The organism is Pseudomonas sp. W15Feb9B, from assembly GCF_000828175.1.
Lineage (GTDB): Bacteria > Pseudomonadota > Gammaproteobacteria > Pseudomonadales > Pseudomonadaceae > Aquipseudomonas > Aquipseudomonas parakoreensis.
Map to the genome: position 1 here is coordinate 278,172 of NZ_JTKF01000023.1, position 21,302 is coordinate 299,473.

Consider the following 21,302-nt stretch of genomic DNA (forward strand, 5'->3'; position numbering starts at 1 on the left):
TCGGGTGAAGGCGAAGGTTCAGTGGCGATGCTCGCGGGTCACACCGGCATCGAACTGCGCGACGATCTGTTTCCAGCCAGCGGCGGACAGCGCGGCGTCGGTGAGGTCGGCGGGCGTCTGCAGCTCGGCGGCGCGGTTGAGCCAGATGTCCGGCGCGGCAGTGGCGTCGGCGCTCAGCCGCATCACGAATGAACCGGCGACGGCGGGCGCCTGGCTGTGGCCGAAATAGGCGGTGTCCGCCAGCAATTGCCAGACGTGACCGCCTCGGCTGACCGAACTGGCGTCCTGGGCGAACGGGGCGAAACCTTCTTCAGCCAGGGTCTGTGGCGTCGGCAGGCTTTGCTGTTCTGCACGCAGCAGGCGGATTTCATCGAGGGTCACCCGCAGGTCGGCGTAGATGCCTTGCTCGGCGGCGCTGAGGTCGCGCCGCGCATCGAGCTGATGGCTGGCGACTGGTTCCGGTTCATGGGACACACCGCGCCATGCCACCACCGAGCCGGCGACGGCAAGGATCAGCAAACACAACAGCAGAACGTTAAGGGTTTCATGCCCGGCACCGGCCGGGCGGACGACTTGCGTGGTGGGCGTGCTCATGGGGCCTCGATGTCGGCTTGGTCGATTTCCACGACGTGGCCGGGGCCGGCGTCGAACAGCACGTAAAACTCGGCTGCCGGTTTCTTGAACGTCACGGTCGAGTCGGCGCCGAGCTTGCCCGGCAGCAGAATGGTTTCGTCGTAACCGATCACATCGAGGGTCACCCCCGGCGCGCCGCTGCCGTCGGAGAAGCCGCCGGTGCATTTGATCTGCTCGGCATCGACGGCTTTGCATTCGCACATTGGGTTATGGGCCAGGGCGCCGGCGCTGAAACCTGCGCACAGCAGCAGTAACGCGGCGCGCAACCGCAGGCGGGAAGGGCGTTGAACGCGGTTCATGGTTTGGCTCCTTGTTTGGTCAGCCAGGCGAGGGTCGCGGGAGAGGCCTGGCTCAGGGGAATCGAGGCTTGGTGCAGGCTGCCGTCCCAGCCTTCCATGGTGATCCACAGTTCGGCATCGGCCTTGGTCTTTTCCGCCACCGGCAGTTGCGCGCCCATGCGATACGGGGTGCCGAAGAAAATCACCCCGGCGGCGCGCAGGCTGCGCGGTTTGCCGATGCGCAGGTAGGTGGCCTTGACCTGTTCGACACAGGCATCGCAGAGGGCGGCATTGAAGTCCTTCATGTAACCGGCGGGGCCGCTCAGGCGCGGTGCTTCGTTACGCAGTTCGGCCAGGCGCAGGCTCCACGGGCCGACCTGGATCTCGCCTACCTCATGTTCACCGAGGCCGACGTCACCGCGAAACAGCGCGGCATCGGCGAAGTACTTGGGCATGAACCCCAGCGGAATCAGCAGCAACAAGGCGTTCAGGTGAAAGCGCCATTTGTGCCAGAAGCGGCGCAGGGCGGACGGTTGGGCAGTGCGATTGGACGGGCTCACAGGCTGACCTCCGCCGGTTCACGGCTGACGCGGGGGCTGCGGGCCTTTTTATTTTCGCGCTTGAGGGCGTTGGCGGTGGCCAGCGCGGTGCGCTTGGTCCAGATCAACAGGCCGCTGAGGACCATCATGCTCAGCAGCAGGCCGAAGAAGAACCAGATCAGTTTGATCCACAGACCGCCGAAATCACCGGTGTGCAGCGGTCGCATCGACTCGGTGACGAACTCCAGCGAGGAGCGGTCAGTCAGCAGTCGCGTGGCGGCCATCTCACCGTTGTACGGGTTGAGCGTGGCGGTCTGGAACATCAGCGGATACCAGCCGCGACCGCCAAGGCTCAGGTGGCTGTAGGCATTGCCCGGCAGGCTGACGAAGCTGACTTCCAGCCCGGGGATGTGCTGTTCGGCGATCTGCACCGCGCGATCAAGGCTGATCCGTGGGGGAGGACTGGCGTCGCTCGACATCGGTACGCTTTCCCGGGACATGGCGGGAATGATCGGCTCGCTGCTGATGGACACCTGGTTGTCGGCCAGAATGGCCTGGATCAAAAACCAGGTGCCGGTGATCGAGATCACCGCGATGAACCAGATCGACCAGATGCCGCTCAGTCGGTGGAAGTCGCCCCAGAAAATCCGCGCGCCGTGGCGAAAACGCAGGGTGGGTTTGAAGAAACCTTTCCAGAAGCGCTTGTACACCACCAGCCCTGTGACCAGCGAAGCGAGCATTGGCAGGCCGAGGAACGACACCAGGTACCAGCCCCAACTGAAACCGTTGGTGAACGGCACCAGCCACCAGCCGTGCAGGGCGCGGGTGAACGCCTTGAAGTTGAAGTCCGGCGCCGGGCCCTGGATCACCCCGGTGTACGGGTTGACGTAGACCGTCTGCGAGCGGCCGTCGGGGTAGCTGACCTCGACGTCGAGGGCGAAGTGCGATTCGTCGGGGCGGCTGATGCTTTCCACCAGCGTCTGCGGTTCGGCCTGTTTGATCGCGGCCAGCACTTGATCGTAACTGAGCCGCGGTGCGTCATCCGATGGCTGGCTGGCGCGCATCTGCGGGTTGGCCAGCCAGACGATTTCCTGGCTGACCACCGCCAGCGTGCCGGTGACACACACGATCAGGACAAAAAACCAGATCGGCAACGCGAGCCAGCTATGCACCAGGAACCACAGTTTGGAACGGGATTTCTTCGACATGATTGCGCGTCTTGATTTCGATGAAAGGGCACGCGGCTACGGGCTTCGCAGCGCGGGTGTCCGCAAAAAGGCGCGGTCGTGGCGGTTGCCTGTGCGAACGGCCTGCATTTCTATAGGACGGATGAGCCGGACAAATCCCGAAAGGTGATATGAAAGCAAATGTTTCGCACTTCCCCCAGTCACCACCAATCCCTGTGGGAGCGAGCTTGCTCGCGAATGCGGTAGATCATTCAACATTGATGTCGACTGACACGACGCCTTCGCGGGCAAGCCCGCTCCCACAGGGGCGTTCGGTGATCAGCCGATCAAACACGCTTCATGAATGCTGCTCTCACTGCCTGCCGATTGATGCGATCACAGCGCTGCCTATGATGGAAAGCACTGGATTCCCCGAGTGAGCCCCCTGATGAGCCCCAGAACCCTCTACGACAAACACATCGATTCGCACACCGTGTGCCGCCTCGACGATCAGGGCCATGTGCTGCTGTATATCGATCGCCAGGTGATCAACGAATACACCAGCCCTCAGGCGTTCAGCGGTCTGCGTGCTGCCGGGCGCAAGGTCTGGCGGCCGGGCACGGCGCTGGCGGTGGTCGATCACGTCAACCCGACCACGCCGCAACGGGTGGCGGCAATGCCCGATGCCGGCGGTGCGCGGCAGGTGTCGTATCTGGCGGAAAACTGCCGGGACTTCGGCATCGAACTGCTGGATATCCTCGACAAACGTCAGGGCATCGAGCATGTGATCGCCCCGGAGCAGGGTTTCATCCTGCCGGGCATGGTCATCGCCGCCGGCGACAGTCACACCACCACCTACGGTGCGCTGGGGGCGTTCGGATTTGGTATCGGCACCTCGGAAATCGAGCACCTGCTGGCCTCGCAAACGCTGGTCTACAAGCGCCTGAAAAGCCTGCGCGTGACGGTGGAGGGCGAGCTGGCGCCGGGGCTGACGTCCAAGGATGTGATCATGGCGCTGATCGGCCGCATCGGTGCGTCGGGTGCCACGGGCTATGCGATCGAGTTCTCGGGTTCGACCATTGATGCGCTGAGCGTTGAAGCGCGGATGACCATTTGCAACATGGCGGTCGAAGCCGGCGCACGCGGTGCGTTCATGGCGCCGGACGAAAAAGTTTTTGCTTATCTCAAGGGCAAACCCCGCGCACCGCAAGGCGAACTGTTAGCGCGCGGCGTGGAAAAATGGCGTGAACTGCGCAGCGATCCCGGCGCCGTGTTCGACCGCGAAATCCATCTCGACGCCAGTCTGCTGGAGCCGATGGTCACTTGGGGCACCAGCCCGGATCAGGCGGCGCCGATCGGCGCGCAGGTGCCGGACCCGCAGGCCATCGACGATCCGATCCTGCGTCAGGACATGCGCCGCGCCCTGCATTACATGGGCCTGGAGCCGGGCATGGCGCTGCGCGATATCGTCATCAGTCACGCGTTTATCGGCTCCTGCACCAACGCGCGGATCGAGGATCTGCGTGACGCAGCCAGCGTCGTGCGTGGACGGCAGGTGGCTGGGCATGTGCGGGCGATGATCGTGCCCGGTTCCAGCGAAGTGCGTGCTCAGGCTGAAGCGGAAGGGCTGGCGCAGATCTTTATCGACGCCGGGTTTGAATGGCGTCAGTCCGGTTGCTCGATGTGCTTGGCGATGAACGATGACGTGCTCGCGCCCGGCGACCGCTGCGCCTCCAGCACCAACCGCAATTTCGAAGGCCGGCAGGGTGCCGGGGCGCGCACGCACCTGATGAGCCCGGCCATGGTCGCCGCTGCGGCGATCAACGGCCATCTGACCGACATCTGCCACTTCGGAGAACGCCCATGAGCCTGCAACCCTTCACGCAAGTCAGCGGCCGGGCCGCGCCGCTGCTTGCGGCCAACGTCGATACCGACGTGATCATGCCCAAGCAGTTTCTCAAGGGTATCGACCGTCAGGGGCTGGATCGTGGGCTGTTTTTCGATCTGCGCTTTCTCGCCGACGGCACGCCCAACCCTGAATTCGTGTTGAACCAGCCGCCCTGGCAGGGCGCGAGTTTTCTGGTAGTCGGGGCGAATTTCGGCTGCGGTTCCAGCCGCGAACACGCGGTGTGGGGGTTGCAGCAAATGGGCATTCGCGCGCTGATCGGTAGCAGTTTTGCCGGGATTTTCTACGACAACTGCCAGCGCAACGGGGTGTTGCTGATCACGCTGGATGAAGCGCAGGTGCAGCGTATCGGCCGGTTGGTGAGTCAGCCTGAATCGGCCCGGATCAATGTGGGTCTAGAGGCGCAGCAGATCCATCTGGCGGACGGTGAAGTCATCGATTTCCAGATTGACGGCTTGCGCAAGACCGCACTGTTGCTGGGGCTGGATGCGATAGGCAGTACCTTGCAGCGGCGTGAGCAGATCAAGGCGTTCGAGCGCGAACATCTGGCCGCCAACCCGTGGCTGACCTGACACGCCTTTTACCCTGTGGGAGCTGGCTTGCCAGCGATGAGGCCAGCACATCCGACATTTATATTGGCTGAGCTGACGCCTTCGCTGGCAAGCCAGCTCCCACAGGGTTTTGTGGTGTTTTGGCTACAGAGAAAGATCCTTGAAATGCCCCTGCAAAAACTCCACACACGCCCGTAGCTTCCCGGAGTTGGCCAGCCGCGTCGGGTACACCGCCCAGACATTGGCGCTCTGGCTGTAATCGGCCAGCACCGGCAGCAGTCGGCCCTGTTCCAGCAACGGTTTCACATCCCACAACGAACGCAGCAACACGCCGCGTCCGTCGAGCGCCCATTGCAGGACGATCTCGCCGTTGTTGGAAGACAGCGGCCCACTGACCCGCACGCTTTCCTGTGTGCCGTCGCGATCCAGATGCCAGACGCCGAAAGCGTTGTCGCGCTCCTTGATTACCAGGCAGTCATGCTGTTGCAGATCCTCCAGCGTTTGCGGTGTGCCACGGCGTTGCAGGTATTCGGGCGCTGCGCACAACACCCGGCGATTACTCACCAGTTGCCGGCCGATGTGCTGACCGGGCAGGTCGTCGCCGACGCGGATTTCCAGGTCGAAGCCCTCGTTGACGATGTCCACTGCACGGTCGAACAAGTCCAGGCGAATCTGCAACTGCGGGTGCAGCTCGGCCAGCCGTGAAACCGCAGGCGCCACATGATTACGGCCAAAACCGAAACTGCTGCAGATGTGCAAGCGCCCGCGCGGGCTGTCGTGGGCGTCGGCGAGGTCGTCGCGCAGTTGCTGGAAGTCATCGAGAATACGCAACGCCCAACGCTGCACCCGCTCGCCGTCCTCGGTCAGCGACACGCGGCGACTGGTGCGGTGCAGCAGGCGGGTGCCGAGGGTCGACTCGAGAATCTGGATGCGTTTGCTCACGTAGGCCGGGGACAGGCCCAGTTCATCGGCGGCAGCGGCGAAACCGTTCTTGCGGATCACGGTCAGCAGCACGCGCAGGTCTTCGGGCAGGGGCACGGGGTCTTGGTTCTGGGACATGTGGGAACGAGCACTGGCGGCACAAGCCGCCAGCATAGCATCGGCCGTACAGGGCTCGATTCAGCGCAGGAAATCCAGCGCTTCGGCGAGCAACCGTTCGGGCACTTCTTCGGCCAGATAATGCCCAGCCGGCAGCGCCTTGCCACTGACGTTGCTCGCCACATGCTGCCATTCCTTGAGCGGGTCAAAGCAACGCCCGACCGTGCCTTGCGCGCCCCACAGCACCCGCAGCGGGAGGTCAAGATGATGGCCGGCAGCGAGGTCGGCCCGGTCATGTTCCAGGTCGATGCTGGCGCTGGCGCGGTAGTCCTCGCAAATGCCGAGGGCGCTGCCGGGACGTTGCAGACACCGCAGGTATTCGCTGAACGCTGGCCCGGTAAACGGCGTGAGCCCGGCGCTGCGGCTGCCCATGACGCTGCGCAGATAGCCTTCGGGATCGGCTTCGATCAGGGTTTCCGGCAACGGTGCCGGGCGGATCAGGAAGAACCAGTGCCAATAGGCGCGGGCAAAGGCCTCGTTGGTCTGCGTGTACATCGCCAGGGTCGGGGCGATGTCCAGCAACATCATCCGTTGCACCGCAGCGCGGTGGTCGAGGGCCAGGCGATGGGCGACCCGCGCGCCACGGTCGTGGGCCAGCACCGAAAACTGTTCGAAGCCCAGCGCCTGCATCAACTCGAGGTTGTCCCTGGCCATTTCGCGCTTTGAGTAATGACGATGCTGTTCATCGGCAGCCGGCCGGGCGCTGTCGCCGTACCCGCGCAGGTCGGCGGCGACCACGGTGAAATGCTCCGCCAACTGCTCGGCAATCTTGTGCCAGATCACATGGGTCTGCGGGTGCCCGTGCAACAGCAACAGGCCCGGGCCGCTGCCACCGAGGCGGTAAGCGATATCGACGCCGTTGACATGGCGCTGGTCTTTGCTGAATCCGGCAAACATCGGGCTGATCCTTGTTCAGGTGCGGGTGGATGCATCGTGAAAGTGTTCGGCATTCGGGGCAAGGGTTGAAGCGTGGTGTGGTGGTTCATGAAGTGTGATGTGTGTCGTCAGGGCTGGCCCCTTCGCGGGCAAGCCCGCTCCCACAGTGTTTTTCTGTGTGACACCCATCGTGTAAACACCAGAGATCCCTGTGGGAGCGGGCTTGCCCGCGAAGAGGCCAGCCCAAACCCTGAAGATCTCAACCTTGGCTGAACATCTCCATCGCCCGCTGCTTGATCTGCTCTTCTGTCAGATCCTCCTTGCGCGTCGCCAGAAACCACAGGTGCCCATAGGGATCCTTCAGCGTTCCGCTGCGATCACCATAAAACTGATCCTTGACCTCGGACACCGCTTGCGCCCCGGCCTCGAGTGCTCGCTGAAAAGATTTGTCGACATCGGTGACATACAGATGCAGACCGACCGACACGGCATGGTCCGGGCCGCTCAAGGGCCCTTGATCGCACGGTGTGCCGAGCATGATCGCGCTGTCGCCAATGCGCAGTTCGGCGTGGCCGACGCGCCCGTCGGGCATGTCCAGGCGCATGACCACTGTGGCGCCGAAGGCTTTTTTATAGAATTCGATGGCATCGGCAGCCTTGAGAATGCCGAGGTACGGGGTAATGCTGTGATACCCCTCGGGAATGGGTTTGACGCTCATGACGTTCTCCCTGTTTTTGTTTTGCGAGGTAGGGCTCCACTGGATTTGTGGAAGATTCACTATAGAACTGTCTGCGCGGGCAGAAATTTTCCCCGACGAGCCGTCAGCCGAGAAAGTGTGCCCCCGGCCCTTTCTCACCGAGCACATCGCCCTGATTGCGCAACGGGCAAGCTTCCATCGACAGACAGCCGCAGCCGATGCAGCCGGTAAGCCGGTCACGCAACAGGGTCAGCTGATTAATCCGTTCATCCAGCTCGCGGCGCCATTGCTCGGAGAGGACTTTCCAGTCTGCTGCTGTCGGAGCGCGGTCGTCGGGGAGTCTCTTCAGCGCCTCGCCAATCTCCGCCAGCGGAATGCCCAGACGCTGCGCGACCTTGATCAACGCCACCCGGCGCAACACTGCCCGTGGATAACGGCGCTGATTGCCGGCATTGCGCTGGCTCTTGATCAGGCCTTTGGCTTCATAAAAGTGCAGGGCAGTGACCGCGACACCGCTGCGCGCGGCGACTTCGCCGACGGTGAGCTGTTTGTGCAGGTTTTCCGGGGTGATCATTTTGCAAAGGGCTCTTGACCTTGACTTAACTAGAGGTTTTACCCTGCAGGCCTTCGAGTCGCAAGACTCGGCTTAATGAGTGGGGACTTCTCATGCAAACCTCAGCGAAAAATCGCAGTTTTACCCAGTTGATCGAATTCGAGATCGAGCCGCGTCAGCAGCCGGCATTGGTTTGTGCGCTGTCGCAGCAGAGCGAACATCTGGCGCAGCGCTACGCAGGCTTTGTCAGCGCCAGCGTCCAGGTCAGCGACGACGGTCGGCGGGTGCTGAGCTTGCTGCAATGGCAAAGCCGCGAAGCCGGGGAGGCGGCGTTCTGTCGCTATGAAAGCGGCGAGCAGGATTTCTGGCAGCTGATCCGCGCCCATCAGGCGAAGACCGTGACCTTCAATTCATTTCAGGTGTTGAGCAGCATCGCCCGCAGCCATGACGATGCGCTGCACTGCAATCTGGTCGGCTAGATCGACAACTGGATCAGGCGTTCACCGTGCAGGTTTTCCGTGAGCCGCCGCTTGTTCACCGCCAGTTCGCCGATCTTGATCAGCCGTGTGCGCGTGACGTTGCGGCTCAGACCAAGCAGCGCGGCGGTGTGCACCTGGTTGTAATGGCAGAAGCGATAGGCGGCGCGCAGCAAGGCGTCTTCGACCTTTTCGTGGAGGGCGCCGGCCTGTTGCTCGAAGAGCTTTTGAAAGGCCCGTTCCAGCAACGCTTCCGGTGAATCGCCGGCGCCCGACTGCTGATCGTCCGCGCGCTCGATGCGCAAGTTGGACAGGCGCAGATCATCACGCTCGATCACGCCGTTGCGGCAGATCAACAGGGTGTGATGGATGACGTTTTCCAGTTCGCGGATGTTCCCCGGCCAACTGTAGCTGCGCAGTTTCTGTTCGGCACCGGGGCTGATGTTGACCCGTCCGTAACCCAGGCGCTGGCTGTAGGCCTCGATGAAATGCCGGGTCAGCGGCAGGATGTCGCCGGGCCGTTCGCGCAGCGGACTGAGTTCCAGATTGACCACGTTCAACCGGTAGAACAGGTCTTCGCGGAAGTTGCCGGCATTGATCGCTTTCTCCAGTTGCACGTTGGTCGCGGCCAGCACCCGCACATCGATCGGAATGCTCTTGCGCGAGCCGAGACGCACCACTTCGCGCTCCTGCAGCACCCGCAGCAACTTGACCTGAATTGCCATTGGCAAATCGCCGATTTCGTCGAGGAACAAAGTGCCGCCGTCCGCCTCTTCGAACCAGCCGGCCTTGGCGCTGAGCGCGCCGGTGAAGGCGCCTTTTTCATGGCCGAACAGCTCGGCTTCCACCAGTGATTCGGAGAACGCACCGCAGTTGACCGCGACAAACGGCCGATGCCGGCGGTGGCTCAGGTTGTGAATATGCCGCGCCACCAGCTCCTTGCCGGTGCCGGTTTCGCCGATGATCAGTACGCTGGCTTCGCTCGGCGCGACTTGTTGCAGATGCGCCAGCAAGGCCTGGGATTTCGGGTCTTCAAAGACCTGCGCGGTGGCACGGATCGACGTCGCCAGAGCGGGTGAGGGCGGAAGGGTCAGCAGTTGCATGGGGCTCGCTCCATTAAAGGCAGAATCAGGAATAGAACGTTGGCACCGGCAGCGCCTGATTCAGCGCCCAGTCGCCCAACTCGTGAAGTTTGTAATCGAGCGGGTCGTGCAGAGTCTGCGTGCGCAGGTTGCGCCAGTGCCGGTCGAGGCGCAGCGAGGCGTGGGTCGAACGTGCGCCGGTGACTTCGAACAAACGGCTGCAGATGTCCAGCCCCTGACGACTGGCGGCGACCTTGGCGGTGGCAATCGCCGTGGCCAGATGTCCACGTTCTTCTGCGGTCAGGTTCGGGCCTTTGGCCCAGGCCTCGTCGAGCAGCGCGGCGGCCCGCTCGACCTGCAGACGAATGCCTTCCAGCGCCACCCAGAATTCGCCGTAATGCGCGAGCACGTACGGATCTTCGCGCACGTTGCGGGCGGCGGATTTGTGCCAGAGCCGGGTTTCGCTCAGGGTGTATTGCCGGGCTTCTGCAAAGGCACCTTCGGCGATCCCGAGAAACATGTGGGTGAAGGTCAGTTGCGCGATCAGCGGACGCAGGCAGGCGAACGGCGTGCTCAACGGGCCGGGATCAAGCAGTAGCTCGGATTCTTCGACCCGCACCCGTTCGAACGTGGCGCTGCCGCTATCGGTCTGGCGCTGGCCGATGTTGTTCCAGTCGTCATGCAAAGTGATGCCGCTGCGACCGCTGGGGATCGCCGCGATCAGCAACTTGCCGCCGGCACTTTCGTCGACGGCGGAAGCGATCAACATCTGCGAATCACTGGCGCCGGAGCAGAAGCTTTTCTTCCCGGAAAACTCGCGCCAGCCGCCGAAATCCTTGACCACAGTGCGGGTGTCGAGCGGGTTGAGGGCGTTACCCCAGAACCAGTTCTGCCGCGCGGTCTGTTCGAACCACGGCTGCCATTGTCCGGGCCGCGAGAACAGGCGCACGGTGGCGAGCATCAGGTGATGAAAACCGAAGACGTGGGCGATGGAACTGTCGACCTTGGCGAACTCGCGCACGATCTGCAGGGTTTCGCTCCAGCGCGCGCCGAGGCCGCCGTAACGGGTGGGAATGCTCAGCGCCAGCAGGCCGCTGTCGCGCAGGGCATCGCGTTCGGCCTTCGGCGTACCGCCGCGTTCGTCACGCTCGACGGCGGTGAGGGCGAATTCGGCGGCCAGTTGACGGGCGGTCTGCAGCGGGGAGAGCAGGGTGCTTTGTGGTTTGGCGGTCACACCAAATCTCCTATGTTTTACAACTGTCCTGTAGGAGCTGCCGAAGGCTGCGATCTGTTGATCTTGCTTGTAAAAAACAAAGTCAAAAGATCGCAGCCTGCGGCAGCTCCTACAGAGTTTGTGTTGGGTCAGGACTTGGTGGGCAACACATCGTTGGCAATCATTTCGCCAAACGGCCCGGTGAGGTTGGTCACGCCGCGTCCGGCCAGGCTCGCGTAGGGTTCCGGCAGCAGCGGGAACACCCGTTCGGCAAAGCGATAAGCTTCTTCCAAGTGCGGATAACCGGAAAAGATGAAGCTCTCGATGCCGAGGTCGGCGTACTCCTTGATTCGCGCGGCCACTTGCTGCGGATCGCCCACCAGCGCGGTACCGGCACCGCCACGTACCAGACCGACGCCGGCCCACAGGTTGGGGGCGATTTCCAGGTTGTCGCGACGCCCGTCATGCAACGCCGCCATGCGCCGCTGGCCTTCGGAATCGAAACGCGAGAAGGATTTCTGCGCGGCCTCGATGGTCTCGTCGCTGATGTGCTCGATCAGGTTGTCCGCCGCTTTCCATGCTTCTTCAGCGGTCTCGCGGACGATCACGTGCAGGCGAATGCCGAACTTCACCTTGCGCCCATGGCGAGCGGCGCGTTCTCGCACATCGGCAAGTTTTTCGGCGACGGCGGCGGGCGGTTCGCCCCAGGTCAGGTACACGTCGACTTGCTCGGCAGCGAGATCATGCGCGGCGTCGGACGAGCCACCGAAATACAGCGGTGGATAGGGTTTCTGCACGGGCGGATAAAGGGCTTTGGCGTTCTGTACTTTCAGGTGTTTGCCTTCGAAATCCACCGATTCGCCTTGCAACACCCGGCGCCAGATCTTGAGGAATTCGTCGGTGACTTCGTAGCGTTCGCTGTGGCTGAGGAAGCTGCCGTCGCCACGGTTTTCGTCGGGGTCGCCGCCGGTCACCACGTTGATCAGCAGGCGGCCGTTGGACAGTCGATCGAGCGTCGCCGCCATGCGCGCCGAAACGGTGGGCGAAATGATCCCCGGACGGATCGCTACCAGATAACGCAGGCGCTCGGTCAACGGCACCAGCTCCGAAGCGATCACCCACGAGTCTTCGCAGGAGCGCCCGGTGGGAATCAGCACGCCGTGGTAGCCGAGGCTGTCGGCGGCTTGCGCCACTTGTTTCAGGTAATTCAGGGTGACCGGGCGCGCGCCTTGGGTGGTGCCCAGGTAATGCCCGTCACCGTGGGTCGGCAGGAACCAGAAAACATCCATGAACAGCTCCTTAAGCGATTTTCAGCAACGGTTTGATTTGCGTGCCGAACAGCGGCGCGGCGCGTTCGGCGGCCAAGCGAATGCGCGCTTTCAGCGGTTCGCTGGTGATCTGGTAGTCGGCGAAATCGGCCTCGGTGGCGTACACGCCAATGGGCAGGGTCACGGCCTGGAAGAAACTGAACAGCGGCCGCAACTGGTGATCGAGCACCAACGCATGACGCTCGCTGCCGCCGGTGGCGGCGAGCAGCACCGGAGTGTCGATCAGCGCGTTGAGGTCGATCAGGTCGAACAGGTGCTTGAGCAGTCCCGGGTAGGAACCGCGATACACCGGCGCGGCGACGATCAGCAGATCGGCCTGTTCGATGGCTTGCAGTTCGGCTTCGACTTCGACGCTCAGCTCCTGACGCGACAGGGCAGCACCCAACGGCCGGGCGATGTCACCGAGTTCGATCAGATGACTCTCGACCGGCAAGTGCCCGGCCAGTTCGGCCAACAGCGCTTGGGTCAGCACCAGCGTGCGTGATGGACGCCAGGTGCCGCCGGAGAGGGCGACGACTTTCAGGGGACGCGACATGATCAGTTCCTTTTATCAACAGTTGCTCAGCGAGCAGTGAGTCAGTGCCAAGGCTTGAGCAAGCGCTGTACCAATTCCTTAAAGGCCCGGTTTACTTGGGCCTGAGCGCTCTGGCGTGAGTCGGTTGTGCGGAAATCAGGCGGGTTTGTTGATCTGCTGTTGCCTGGGCAACAGTTGCTGGAGCAACAGTTGTTCGCCGTGTGCAGGGATTTATAGCGACTGCTGGTTATTCCGTAAAAGAACGATAATCGATATTTATAGATCGTTTGGGGATATGAGAGCGATAAAGCTGAAATCCTGATAGCCACTATTGAGCGCGTTGATTTTTGCCCGGCCGGGCGCGGGCGTAGCCTTTGTCCATCGACTACCACCGCCCCGCCAGGACGCTCCCCATGAATCGTTTACTGACTGTTTCGCTGTTGCTCGCTGTCTCCGTACTCGCCGGTTGCGCGACCCACGTTTCCCCCGAACAACGGCCTTACACCGCCGAAGAAACCCGCGAACTGGCGATGGAAGCGCTGAATCGCAGCGGCTTGTCCTTCGACGAATATCACGCGAAGAAAGCCGCACTGCTGGGCGAGTCGCAATTCGACAAGAAAGCTGAAATGAGCGCCGGGCGAGCCATACAGCTGCATGGTCGTCCAAGTTAATCGAAAACTGTACTGCTCGTATTTTCGCGTAACTGTCCGTGGGTTTGCGGGCTGCCGTGCGATAGGGTCAACACCTGAATGACCCCCGACGGATTGCCCTCCATGACCCTTTCGCTTGATCTGCTGTTGGGCTTTGCCCTGTTTGCCCTTGTCACCTCGATTACACCGGGGCCGAACAACACCATGTTGCTGGCGTCGGGGGTGAACTTCGGCTTCAACCGCACCATTCCTCACATGCTCGGCATCACCTGCGGTTTCTTCGTATTGGTGGTCGCGGTGGGCTTTGGCCTGGGCGCGGTATTCCAGACATACCCGATTCTCTACACCGTGCTGCGTTATGTCGGCGCCGCGTATCTGTTGTACCTGGCGTGGAAAATCGCCCACTCGGGGCCGGTGGGCGAGGGCGTCGAAGGCGAGGCCAGGCCGATCAGCTATCTCGGTGCCGCAGCGTTTCAGTGGGTCAATCCTAAGGCCTGGATCATGGCCATCGGCGCTATCAGCACCTACACGCCGATGCAGGGTTATTTCACCAACGTGGTGGTCATTGCCGCCGTGTTCGCCATCATCAACCTGCCCAGTGTCGGCGTCTGGGCGGCGTGTGGCACGCTGTTGCGCAACGTGCTGAAGGACCCGCGCTGGTTGCGCGTGTTCAACTGGGGCATGGCGGCGCTGTTGGTGATTTCGCTGTACCCGTTACTTCTCGAAAGCTTTCACTGACGCATTGCTTCAACCGCCGGCCCGATGCCTGTTAAGCTCGGCTTCAGGAGCGTTCCTACGCACTTTTAAATGAAGTTGTTCTTCTTTAACGGCATCCGATCAGTTATTGATGACGCTCTCGAACCAACGCGCAGCTCACGAGGCTGCGTTGTGCCGTTTGCAGACACGAGCCTCCTGATCCCGGAACACGCTCTGCGAGTCTTTTATGAATAAACGTCCGCTGTATTTCGATTACGCCGCCACCACCCCGGTGGACGAACGGGTCATCCAGGTGATGATTGACTGTCTGGGTTTTCACGGTAACTTCGGCAACCCGGCGTCCAGCTCCCACGCTTTCGGCCAGCAGGCCCGGCAAACGGTCGAGCAGGCCCGCCGACAAGTCGCCGAACTGGTCGGCGCTGAGGCCGCGCAGATCGTCTGGACCTCCGGCGCCACCGAATCCAACAACCTCGCTCTCAAGGGCGTGGCGCAGGCGCGCGGCGCTGCCGGTGGCCACATCATTACCAGCCAGATTGAACACAAAGCCATTCTCGATACCGCCCGGCAATTGCAGGACGGCGGCGTTGCGGTGACCTATCTGGTGCCGGACGCCGATGGCCTGATCACCCCGCAGGCGGTCAGTGAAGCCATGCGCGACGACACTTTTCTGGTGTCGCTGATGCTGGTCAACAACGAACTCGGCACCCTCAACGATATCCCGGCCATTGGTGAAGTCGTGCGCGGCCGTGGCGCGTTGTTCCACGTCGATGCCGCGCAGGGTGCGGGCAAAGTGGCGATTGATCTGCAGCAATGGCCGGTGGACTTGATGTCGTTTTCGGCGCACAAACTCTACGGCCCCAAAGGCATCGGCGCGTTGTACGTCGGCCCCGGCGCGCAACAGCGCTTGCAGGCGCAGATTCACGGTGGTGGCCATGAGGGCGGGTTGCGCTCCGGGACGCTGGCCACCCATCAGATCGCTGGTATGGGCGCGGCATTCGCCTTGGCCGCTGCGGCGTTCGATGCGGAGAAAGCATCCATCGTAGCGCTGCGTGATCGCTTGCTCGAACAATTATCGAGCCTGCCTGGCGTGCGCCTCAACGGCAGCGATAGCCAGCGCATCCCGCATACGCTGAGCCTGACGTTCAGCGAAGGTGAATTCAACAGTGCGGCCTTGAGCCAGTCGATCGCCTTTTCCGCGACCTCGGCGTGTAACTCGGCGAGCAACACGCCTTCTCACGTGCTGTTGGCGCTGGGGCACGACGCCCGGCTGGCCGGTCGCACCATTCGCCTGAGCCTCGGCCGTTTCACCACCGCCGACGATATCGATCAGGCGGCAGAACTGATCAAAGGCGCCTGCGCCAGTGCCCCGGCATTCTGGGCGACAGGGCTTTAAACAGCCGGTTTTCACGGCTACGAACAATAACGATGAAGTGATTGGCAGGAGATATGATGAGTACCCAGACTTTGACCGAGGGAACGGTTCCCCAGCGCCTGGCGCACACCCGTGAACTGATGCGCCGTGAAGGCATTCATGCGTTGCTGGTGCCATCGGCCGACCCGCACCTCTCGGAATACCTGCCGGGCTACTGGCAAGGGCGGCAATGGCTGTCGGGCTTTCATGGTTCGGTCGGCACTTTGATCGTGACTGCTGATTTCGCCGGAGTCTGGGCCGACAGTCGTTACTGGGAACAGGCGACCAAGGAACTCAAGGGCAGCGGCATCGAACTGGTCAAGCTGCAACCGGGTCAGCCGAGTCCGCTGGACTGGCTCGCCGAGCAAACACCTGAAGGTGGCGTGGTGGCGGTCGACGGCGCGGTGATGGCCGTTGCCTCGGCCCGCACGTTGAGCAGCAAGCTTGAAGCCCGCGGCGCGCGTTTGCGTACCGACATCGACTTGCTGAATGAAGTCTGGGCGGACCGCCCGAGCCTGCCGGACGCGCCGATCTATCAACATCTGCCACCGCAAGCGACGGTCAGCCGTGGCGAAAAACTCGCCAAACTGCGTGAGACCTTGCGGGAACGTGGCGCTGACTGGCACTTCATCGCCACCCTCGACGACATTGCCTGGCTGTTCAACCTGCGCGGTGGCGATGTCTCGTTCAATCCGGTGTTTGTGTCGTTCGCGTTGATCAATCAACAGCAAGCGACCCTGTTTGTGGCCTTGAGCAAAGTCGACGCCGAGTTGCGCGCAGTGCTGGAGCAGGATGGCGTGACTCTGCGCGATTACCGCGAAGTCGCCGACGCCTTGCGCGCTGTACCAGGCGGCGCCAGCCTGCTGGTGGATCCGGCGCGGGTGACCAGCGGTTTGCTGGATAACCTGGACAAAGGCGTGAAACTGGTCGAAGGCCTGAATCCGACCACGCTCGCCAAATCGCAAAAGAGTGAGGCTGATGCGCAGCACATCCGCAAGGCCATGGAGCAGGACGGCGCGGCGTTGTGCGAATTCTTCGCCTGGCTGGAATCGGCCTGGGGTCGTGAACGCATCACCGAACTGACCATCGACGAGAAACTCACTGCTGCCCGTGAGCGTCGTCCGGATTACGTGTCGCTGAGCTTCAATACGATTGCCGCGTTTAACGCCAACGGCGCAATGCCGCACTACCACGCCACCGAAGAAGAACACGCGGTGATCGAGGGGGACGGCTTGCTGCTGATCGACTCGGGCGGCCAGTACCTGGGCGGCACTACCGACATCACCCGAATGGTGCCAGTGGGGACGCCGACGGCTGAACAGAAGCGTGACTGCACTCGGGTACTCAAAGGCGTGATTGCTCTTTCGCGGGCGCAGTTCCCGAAAGGCATTCTGTCGCCGTTGCTCGACGCCATCGCCCGCGCACCGATCTGGGCGGAAAGCGTGGATTACGGTCACGGCACCGGTCATGGGGTCGGCTATTTCCTCAACGTGCATGAAGGCCCGCAGGTGATCGCCTATCAGGCAGCACCGGCACCGCAAACGGCGATGCAGGCGGGGATGATCACCTCGATCGAACCGGGCACTTATCGTCCGGGCCGTTGGGGCGTGCGCATCGAGAACCTGGCGATGAACCGCGAGGCGGGGAACAGCGAGTTCGGCGAGTTCCTCAAGTTTGAAACCTTGACCCTGTGTCCGATCGACACGCGCTGCCTGGAGCCGTCCTTGCTGACGCAGGAAGAGAAGCAGTGGTTCAACGCCTACCACGCTGAAGTGCGTGAGCGTCTGAGTCCGTTGCTGGAGGGGGCCGCGCTGGAGTGGCTGAACACGCGTACAGCGGCGATTTGAATGGCTGAAACCCGGGCACTGTTGGCAGCGTCCGGGTTCTGAGGTTTTTCTAAGCCTGACGCAGGGCCTCTTCGACGAAGTCGAGGCGGTCCTGTCCAAAGAACATCTGATTGCCGATAAACATGCTCGGCGCGCCAAACACCCCGCGTTTAATGGCTGTTTCGGTGTTGTCCTTCAGGGCTGCCTTTACCGCCTCGTCGTTGGTCAGGGCCAGAACTTCATTGGGGTCGAAGCCGTGCTCGCTCAAAACAGCAGCGACAGTTGCCGGCTCATCGAGCGGGCGTCCCTCCACCCACAATGCCTTGAACAGACAATCGATAAACGTCTGAAAGCGTTCCGGTTGGCGCAGTTGTATGCCAGTGACGGCACGCATCAGCATCAACGTGTTGATCGGAAAATGCGGATTGAATTTCAGCGGCACGCCGTAACGTTTGGCGTAGCGATCCAGATCCTGAAACATGTAGCGGCCCTTCGCCGGAATCATCGCCGGCGATGCGTTGCCGGTCGCCTTGAACACGCCGCCCAGCAGCATCGGGATATAGATCAGCTCGCTTTGAGTTGCGGCACATATTTTCGGTAATTGGGTGTAAGCCAGGTAGGTGGCAGGGCTGCCGAGGTCGAAATAGAACTCCACGGTTTTCGTCATCTTCGCTGCTCTCTGATTATTGTTATGGAGGAGGCGGGGCTTACCAGCGTTCGTTCCACGGGCGCAGATCCAGCTCGAAGGTCCAGGCATCCCGTGGCTGACTGTGCAGATACCAATAGTTTTCGGCGATGTGTTCGGGATTGAGAATACCGTCCTGATCCTTGGTCGCGTACTTCTCCGGGAAACTGTTGCGGATGAAGTCGGTGTCGATCGCGCCATCGACCACTACATGGGCGACGTGGATGTTCATCGGCCCCAACTCGCGCGCCATGCTTTGCGCCAGTGCACGGATACCGTGTTTGGCGCCGGCAAACGCGGCAAATCCGGAAGCACCGCGCAGCCCGGCGGTAGCGCCAGTGAACAGAATGGTGCCGCGCTGGCGCGTGACCATGCGCTTGGCCACTTCGCGGGCATTGAGAAAGCCCGAGAAACAGGCCATTTCCCAGATCTTGAAATACTTGCGCGCAGTTTCTTCGAGAATGCTGCAAGGCACGTTGGCGCCGATGTTGAAGACAAACGCCTCGATCAGACCCAGGCGGGTTTCGATTTCTTCAATCAACGCAATGACGTCTTCTTCCTTGCGTGCATCGCAGGCAAAACCATGTGCTTCTCCACCCTCGGCCGAAATCGCGTCGACCAGCGGCTGCAATTTGTCGGCACTGCGCCGGGTGACGCAAGCGACAAATCCTTCCCTGGCAAAGCGCTTGGCAATCGCTCCGCCGGTGGCATCGCCGGCACCAACAACTAATACGACCTTCTTGTTGTTATTCATGGGTGAACCCCTTTAGTAAACGATCGTTAAGTGAACGAACGTTATGCTAGGATCCGGACAACGTCAAGGCGCTCGATCAAGAGGAAAGCACATGCGGTATTCCGCCGGTCACAAGCTGGAAACCCGAGAAAAATTGCTGAACAGCAGTGCGCTATCAGCCAAGCGTTCGGGCTTTTCCACAGTCGGTGTCGATGGTTTGATGAAGGCGATCGGCCTGAGTGGCGCGGCGTTTTATAGCCACTTCTCGTCGAAAAACGAGCTGTTCACCGCTATCGTCGAGCGCGAACTGTGTCAGAGCCTGGAGCGGCTGGGGGGGAAGGGAGCGCAGGACCGTGAGCGGCTGGAACGCTGTCTCAAGCAGTACCTGAGCATGGCTCACGTGGAGCAGCCTGAATCGGGCTGTGCCTTGCCGACACTGGGCGCAGAAATTGCCCGTTCAGATGATCAGGTTCGCGAGCAGGCAGAGTTGTGGATTTGTCGGCTGCAAGCCAGTTGGGCGCAAATCCTGGAAAGCGACAGCTTGGCCTGGGCGATTCTGTCGCAATGCGTCGGAGCACTGGTGGTGGCGCGGATGCTGGTGACGCCGGAGATTCAACAGACGGTATTGCAGTCCAGTCATGAGGAAATCGGGCGTCAACTGGCTGCTCGACAAGGCGAGCAGCCAGAATGATTCACTTGCAGATGACGATCATGCTGCGGCTGGTATAGCCAGCCGGATTGAGACCGAACGGGTAATCGCCTGGTTCTTCCACGGCGTCCCCGGATTTGGCGATGACCTTGTAGCCTTTGGGGGCACAGGAATTGGCGGCGCTGGTGTAGCACTTGTCCCAAGAGGACGACAGCCCGGAACAGTTGATGTGCAGCCCTTTTTTACCGTGCTTCACCTGAGTCTTGGAGGTCGCTGCGCACCCCGCTACTGCCAATACAGCGATCAGTATCAAAATTCGTTTCATTACCGTCCTTATGGTAGCCACGAGTCTGGCGCTCGGGTCTGCCTGTATTCGCCTGCGCTTTAAGCGGTTTGATATCCCTGTCCGAAAAATCCATGTCTGGCACTGAGTTAAGGGGGCTAAACATGGCCTAAATGAACGCCAATTGCCAGACCTTCGTCAAATCCTGTCTCAATCTGCCGCAACGGCGGGCTTGGCGGTGCTGCCCATGGTCATGGTTGCCCCGACGGAGGCCAGAATAATGCAGAGGATCGCCATCCATTGTGACAGCGTGAGGTACTCCTGCAGAAACAGCAGTCCCGACAATGCGCCGAAGGCCGGTTCGATGCTCATCAAGGTACCGAAGGTGCGGGCAGGCATGCGGGTGAGGGCGACCATCTCAAGGGTATAGGGCAAAGCCGTTGAGAGGATGGCGACGCCAATGGCGATCGGGATCAGCGACGGGGTCAGTAACGCGGTGCCGGCATGCACGATGCCGATCGGCGCGACAAACAGTGCGGCGATCATCACGCCCAGAGCCGCAGTCGTCACGCCGTTGTCTGCACCGGCTTTTTGGCCGAACAGAATATACAACGCCCAGCACACGCCGGCGCCCAAGGCATAACCGGCGCCGACCAGATCAATTCCCGCGGATGTTGCTCCAGTCGGGATCAACAACAGCAGGCCGACCGCCGCCAAGGCAATCCAGAGAAAATCGATAGCGCGGCGAGAGGCGTAAATGGCGACGGCCAGCGGACCCGTGAACTCAAGCGCGACTGCAATACCAAGCGGTACGGTGCGCAATGACATATAGAAGAGAAAGTTCATCCCGCCTAGCGCCATTCCGTAAACGATCACTGTCCGCAGCGACTGAGCTGTCAGCCTTGCGCGCCATGGGCGCAACAACAACAGCATGATTACGCTGGCGAAGACCAGGCGCAGCGTGGTCGTCCCTTGAGCGCCGACTACCGGGAACATGCTCTTGGCTAAAGAGGCGCCAGACTGGATGGATGCCATGGCTATTAATAAGAGGCCAACCGGGAACAGCGTTGAGGCCAGGGAGCGAGGTTGGTCAGTCATTGCGAGGCATCGTCCGAAAGTAAGAGCAGGGTATTGTTTTAGGTGTTGGGCAATATACTGCGCATTCGCAGGCGTTGCGTCTATATATAGCTGGCTTTTTCGGTGTCTCGACAGAAAACTGAAATTAACGGTTGACGGCAGATTCTGGAGGTCTATAATTCGCCCCACTTCCGGCGCGGTCGAAACGGAAAACTCCTTGAGATTCAATGAGTTACGCGGTTTTCGACAGCGGGTCGCTTCAGTTCATCGAAGTCTGGAAGGAGTTGAAAGGGCGGTGATGTTTGGCTCTTTTGACGGTTCGATCTTCTCGGTCGAAAGTGGTGAAAAAGAGGTGTTGACA

The 21,302-nt window shown here is 61.3% G+C and carries 24 protein-coding genes; 8 read left to right on the forward strand and 16 right to left on the reverse strand.

Features of this window, described 5'->3' with window-relative positions; genetic code table 11:
* Positions 1–18: 18 nt before the first annotated feature.
* From OC71_RS13330 to OC71_RS13345, 4 genes are read right to left on the reverse strand one after another with little or no spacing between them, the layout of a single operon-like run.
* Positions 19–594, reverse strand: coding sequence for a DUF6162 family protein (locus OC71_RS13330; protein ID WP_041069736.1), 576 nt, complete (start codon positions 592–594; stop codon positions 19–21).
* Positions 591–932, reverse strand: a complete 342-nt coding sequence (locus tag OC71_RS13335) for a hypothetical protein (protein ID WP_041069739.1) — start codon at positions 930–932, stop codon at positions 591–593. The genes OC71_RS13330 and OC71_RS13335 overlap by 4 nt, the downstream gene beginning before the upstream one ends.
* Positions 929–1,471, reverse strand: a complete 543-nt coding sequence (locus OC71_RS13340) for a hypothetical protein (RefSeq protein WP_041069742.1) — start codon at positions 1,469–1,471, stop codon at positions 929–931. The genes OC71_RS13335 and OC71_RS13340 overlap by 4 nt, the downstream gene beginning before the upstream one ends.
* Positions 1,468–2,658: a PepSY domain-containing protein gene (locus tag OC71_RS13345; RefSeq protein WP_027613387.1), complete on the reverse strand. Its 1,191-nt coding sequence runs from the start codon at positions 2,656–2,658 to the stop codon at positions 1,468–1,470. The genes OC71_RS13340 and OC71_RS13345 overlap by 4 nt, the downstream gene beginning before the upstream one ends.
* 406 nt (positions 2,659–3,064) lie before the next feature.
* Here OC71_RS13345 and leuC point away from each other — a divergent pair, with 406 nt between their 5' ends.
* Together leuC and leuD are read left to right on the forward strand one after the other, a co-directional pair.
* Positions 3,065–4,483 carry a 3-isopropylmalate dehydratase large subunit gene (gene leuC, locus OC71_RS13350; protein WP_041069745.1) on the forward strand — a complete coding sequence of 473 codons (1,419 nt, stop codon included), beginning with the start codon at positions 3,065–3,067 and terminating at the stop codon, positions 4,481–4,483.
* Complete coding sequence (leuD, locus tag OC71_RS13355; RefSeq protein ID WP_041069749.1) at positions 4,480–5,094, forward strand: 3-isopropylmalate dehydratase small subunit; 615 nt, start codon at positions 4,480–4,482, stop codon at positions 5,092–5,094. The genes leuC and leuD overlap by 4 nt, the downstream gene beginning before the upstream one ends.
* Before the next feature lie 123 nt (positions 5,095–5,217).
* Here the strand turns inward: leuD and OC71_RS13360 are convergent, their stop codons facing one another.
* The 4 genes from OC71_RS13360 to soxR all read right to left on the reverse strand — a co-directional run bounded on the left by OC71_RS13360 (position 5,218) and on the right by soxR (position 8,318).
* Positions 5,218–6,168 carry a LysR substrate-binding domain-containing protein gene (locus OC71_RS13360; RefSeq protein WP_041069752.1) on the reverse strand — a complete coding sequence of 317 codons (951 nt, stop codon included), beginning with the start codon at positions 6,166–6,168 and terminating at the stop codon, positions 5,218–5,220.
* A gap of 24 nt (positions 6,169–6,192) precedes the next feature.
* On the reverse strand, positions 6,193–7,068 hold the full coding sequence (locus OC71_RS13365) for an alpha/beta fold hydrolase (RefSeq protein ID WP_041069756.1): 876 nt from the start codon (positions 7,066–7,068) through the stop codon (positions 6,193–6,195).
* Positions 7,069–7,306: 238 nt separating this feature from the next.
* Entirely contained in the window at positions 7,307–7,765 is a 459-nt protein-coding gene (locus OC71_RS13370; RefSeq protein ID WP_041069759.1) for a VOC family protein, read from the reverse strand.
* A gap of 103 nt (positions 7,766–7,868) precedes the next feature.
* Positions 7,869–8,318: a redox-sensitive transcriptional activator SoxR gene (gene soxR / locus OC71_RS13375; protein WP_041069762.1), complete on the reverse strand. Its 450-nt coding sequence runs from the start codon at positions 8,316–8,318 to the stop codon at positions 7,869–7,871.
* A 92-nt stretch (positions 8,319–8,410) separates the two neighbouring features.
* On the opposite strand from soxR, the gene OC71_RS13380 reads away from it, so the two are divergent.
* Positions 8,411–8,776, forward strand: a complete 366-nt coding sequence (locus OC71_RS13380; protein ID WP_041069765.1) for an antibiotic biosynthesis monooxygenase — start codon at positions 8,411–8,413, stop codon at positions 8,774–8,776.
* On the opposite strand, the gene OC71_RS13385 is transcribed toward OC71_RS13380, so the two are convergent.
* From OC71_RS13385 to msuE, 4 genes are all read right to left on the reverse strand, one after another.
* The gene (locus OC71_RS13385) at positions 8,773–9,876 is read right to left on the reverse strand and encodes a sigma-54-dependent Fis family transcriptional regulator (protein ID WP_041069768.1); all 1,104 of its coding nucleotides are present in this window, start codon (positions 9,874–9,876) and stop codon (positions 8,773–8,775) included. The genes OC71_RS13380 and OC71_RS13385 overlap by 4 nt on opposite strands.
* Before the next feature lie 25 nt (positions 9,877–9,901).
* On the reverse strand, positions 9,902–11,089 hold the full coding sequence (locus OC71_RS13390; protein ID WP_041069771.1) for an acyl-CoA dehydrogenase family protein: 1,188 nt from the start codon (positions 11,087–11,089) through the stop codon (positions 9,902–9,904).
* Between the two features lie 128 nt (positions 11,090–11,217).
* Positions 11,218–12,357 carry an FMNH2-dependent alkanesulfonate monooxygenase gene (gene ssuD / locus OC71_RS13395; RefSeq protein WP_041069774.1) on the reverse strand — a complete coding sequence of 380 codons (1,140 nt, stop codon included), beginning with the start codon at positions 12,355–12,357 and terminating at the stop codon, positions 11,218–11,220.
* 10 nt (positions 12,358–12,367) lie between these two features.
* A complete protein-coding gene (gene msuE / locus OC71_RS13400) occupies positions 12,368–12,931 on the reverse strand; it encodes an FMN reductase (RefSeq protein WP_041069777.1) in 564 nt (187 codons plus the stop codon).
* Positions 12,932–13,323: 392 nt separating this feature from the next.
* Here msuE and OC71_RS13405 point away from each other — a divergent pair, with 392 nt between their 5' ends.
* The 4 genes from OC71_RS13405 (at position 13,324) to OC71_RS13420 (ending at position 17,535) form a co-directional block, all read left to right on the forward strand.
* Positions 13,324–13,581, forward strand: a complete 258-nt coding sequence (locus OC71_RS13405) for a hypothetical protein (protein ID WP_041069780.1) — start codon at positions 13,324–13,326, stop codon at positions 13,579–13,581.
* Positions 13,582–13,683: 102 nt separating this feature from the next.
* Positions 13,684–14,298 (forward strand): LysE family translocator, encoded by a 615-nt coding sequence (locus tag OC71_RS13410; RefSeq protein WP_041069783.1) that lies wholly within the window; start codon positions 13,684–13,686, stop codon positions 14,296–14,298.
* Between the two features lie 205 nt (positions 14,299–14,503).
* Positions 14,504–15,670 (forward strand): aminotransferase class V-fold PLP-dependent enzyme, encoded by a 1,167-nt coding sequence (locus OC71_RS13415; protein WP_041069786.1) that lies wholly within the window; start codon positions 14,504–14,506, stop codon positions 15,668–15,670.
* A 56-nt stretch (positions 15,671–15,726) separates the two neighbouring features.
* Positions 15,727–17,535: an aminopeptidase P family protein gene (locus tag OC71_RS13420; RefSeq protein ID WP_041069789.1), complete on the forward strand. Its 1,809-nt coding sequence runs from the start codon at positions 15,727–15,729 to the stop codon at positions 17,533–17,535.
* Between the two features lie 49 nt (positions 17,536–17,584).
* Here OC71_RS13420 and OC71_RS13425 read toward each other — a convergent pair whose 3' ends face one another.
* Positions 17,585–18,181 (reverse strand): 2-hydroxychromene-2-carboxylate isomerase, encoded by a 597-nt coding sequence (locus OC71_RS13425; protein WP_041069792.1) that lies wholly within the window; start codon positions 18,179–18,181, stop codon positions 17,585–17,587.
* Between the two features lie 40 nt (positions 18,182–18,221).
* Entirely contained in the window at positions 18,222–18,953 is a 732-nt protein-coding gene (locus tag OC71_RS13430) for an SDR family oxidoreductase (RefSeq protein WP_041069795.1), read from the reverse strand.
* Positions 18,954–19,044: 91 nt separating this feature from the next.
* Here OC71_RS13430 and OC71_RS13435 point away from each other — a divergent pair, with 91 nt between their 5' ends.
* Positions 19,045–19,623 carry a TetR/AcrR family transcriptional regulator gene (locus OC71_RS13435; RefSeq protein WP_041069798.1) on the forward strand — a complete coding sequence of 193 codons (579 nt, stop codon included), beginning with the start codon at positions 19,045–19,047 and terminating at the stop codon, positions 19,621–19,623.
* A gap of 1 nt (position 19,624) precedes the next feature.
* On the opposite strand, the gene OC71_RS13440 is transcribed toward OC71_RS13435, so the two are convergent.
* Together OC71_RS13440 and rhtA are read right to left on the reverse strand one after the other, a co-directional pair.
* Positions 19,625–19,906 (reverse strand): hypothetical protein, encoded by a 282-nt coding sequence (locus OC71_RS13440; protein WP_041069802.1) that lies wholly within the window; start codon positions 19,904–19,906, stop codon positions 19,625–19,627.
* 168 nt (positions 19,907–20,074) lie between these two features.
* On the reverse strand, positions 20,075–20,962 hold the full coding sequence (rhtA, locus tag OC71_RS13445; protein ID WP_041069804.1) for a threonine/homoserine exporter RhtA: 888 nt from the start codon (positions 20,960–20,962) through the stop codon (positions 20,075–20,077).
* Positions 20,963–21,302 lie beyond the last annotated feature (340 nt).

Bases quoted from the DNA above. Each gene is read 5' to 3' on its own strand.
- OC71_RS13330 (WP_041069736.1), bottom strand. From the start codon at position 594: ATGAGCACGCCCACCACGCAAGTCGTCCGCCCGGCCGGTGCCGGGCAT.
- OC71_RS13335 (WP_041069739.1), bottom strand. From the start codon at position 932: ATGAACCGCGTTCAACGCCCTTCCCGCCTGCGGTTGCGCGCCGCGTTA.
- OC71_RS13345 (WP_027613387.1), bottom strand. From the start codon at position 2,658: ATGTCGAAGAAATCCCGTTCCAAACTGTGGTTCCTGGTGCATAGCTGG.
- leuC (WP_041069745.1), top strand. From the start codon at position 3,065: ATGAGCCCCAGAACCCTCTACGACAAACACATCGATTCGCACACCGTG.
- leuD (WP_041069749.1), top strand. From the start codon at position 4,480: ATGAGCCTGCAACCCTTCACGCAAGTCAGCGGCCGGGCCGCGCCGCTG.
- OC71_RS13360 (WP_041069752.1), bottom strand. From the start codon at position 6,168: ATGCTGGCGGCTTGTGCCGCCAGTGCTCGTTCCCACATGTCCCAGAAC.
- OC71_RS13365 (WP_041069756.1), bottom strand. From the start codon at position 7,068: ATGTTTGCCGGATTCAGCAAAGACCAGCGCCATGTCAACGGCGTCGAT.
- OC71_RS13370 (WP_041069759.1), bottom strand. From the start codon at position 7,765: ATGAGCGTCAAACCCATTCCCGAGGGGTATCACAGCATTACCCCGTAC.
- soxR (WP_041069762.1), bottom strand. From the start codon at position 8,318: ATGATCACCCCGGAAAACCTGCACAAACAGCTCACCGTCGGCGAAGTC.
- OC71_RS13380 (WP_041069765.1), top strand. From the start codon at position 8,411: ATGCAAACCTCAGCGAAAAATCGCAGTTTTACCCAGTTGATCGAATTC.
- OC71_RS13385 (WP_041069768.1), bottom strand. From the start codon at position 9,876: ATGCAACTGCTGACCCTTCCGCCCTCACCCGCTCTGGCGACGTCGATC.
- ssuD (WP_041069774.1), bottom strand. From the start codon at position 12,357: ATGGATGTTTTCTGGTTCCTGCCGACCCACGGTGACGGGCATTACCTG.
- msuE (WP_041069777.1), bottom strand. From the start codon at position 12,931: ATGTCGCGTCCCCTGAAAGTCGTCGCCCTCTCCGGCGGCACCTGGCGT.
- OC71_RS13405 (WP_041069780.1), top strand. From the start codon at position 13,324: ATGAATCGTTTACTGACTGTTTCGCTGTTGCTCGCTGTCTCCGTACTC.
- OC71_RS13410 (WP_041069783.1), top strand. From the start codon at position 13,684: ATGACCCTTTCGCTTGATCTGCTGTTGGGCTTTGCCCTGTTTGCCCTT.
- OC71_RS13415 (WP_041069786.1), top strand. From the start codon at position 14,504: ATGAATAAACGTCCGCTGTATTTCGATTACGCCGCCACCACCCCGGTG.
- OC71_RS13420 (WP_041069789.1), top strand. From the start codon at position 15,727: ATGAGTACCCAGACTTTGACCGAGGGAACGGTTCCCCAGCGCCTGGCG.
- OC71_RS13425 (WP_041069792.1), bottom strand. From the start codon at position 18,181: ATGACGAAAACCGTGGAGTTCTATTTCGACCTCGGCAGCCCTGCCACC.
- OC71_RS13430 (WP_041069795.1), bottom strand. From the start codon at position 18,953: ATGAATAACAACAAGAAGGTCGTATTAGTTGTTGGTGCCGGCGATGCC.
- OC71_RS13435 (WP_041069798.1), top strand. From the start codon at position 19,045: ATGCGGTATTCCGCCGGTCACAAGCTGGAAACCCGAGAAAAATTGCTG.
- OC71_RS13440 (WP_041069802.1), bottom strand. From the start codon at position 19,906: ATGAAACGAATTTTGATACTGATCGCTGTATTGGCAGTAGCGGGGTGC.
- rhtA (WP_041069804.1), bottom strand. From the start codon at position 20,962: ATGACTGACCAACCTCGCTCCCTGGCCTCAACGCTGTTCCCGGTTGGC.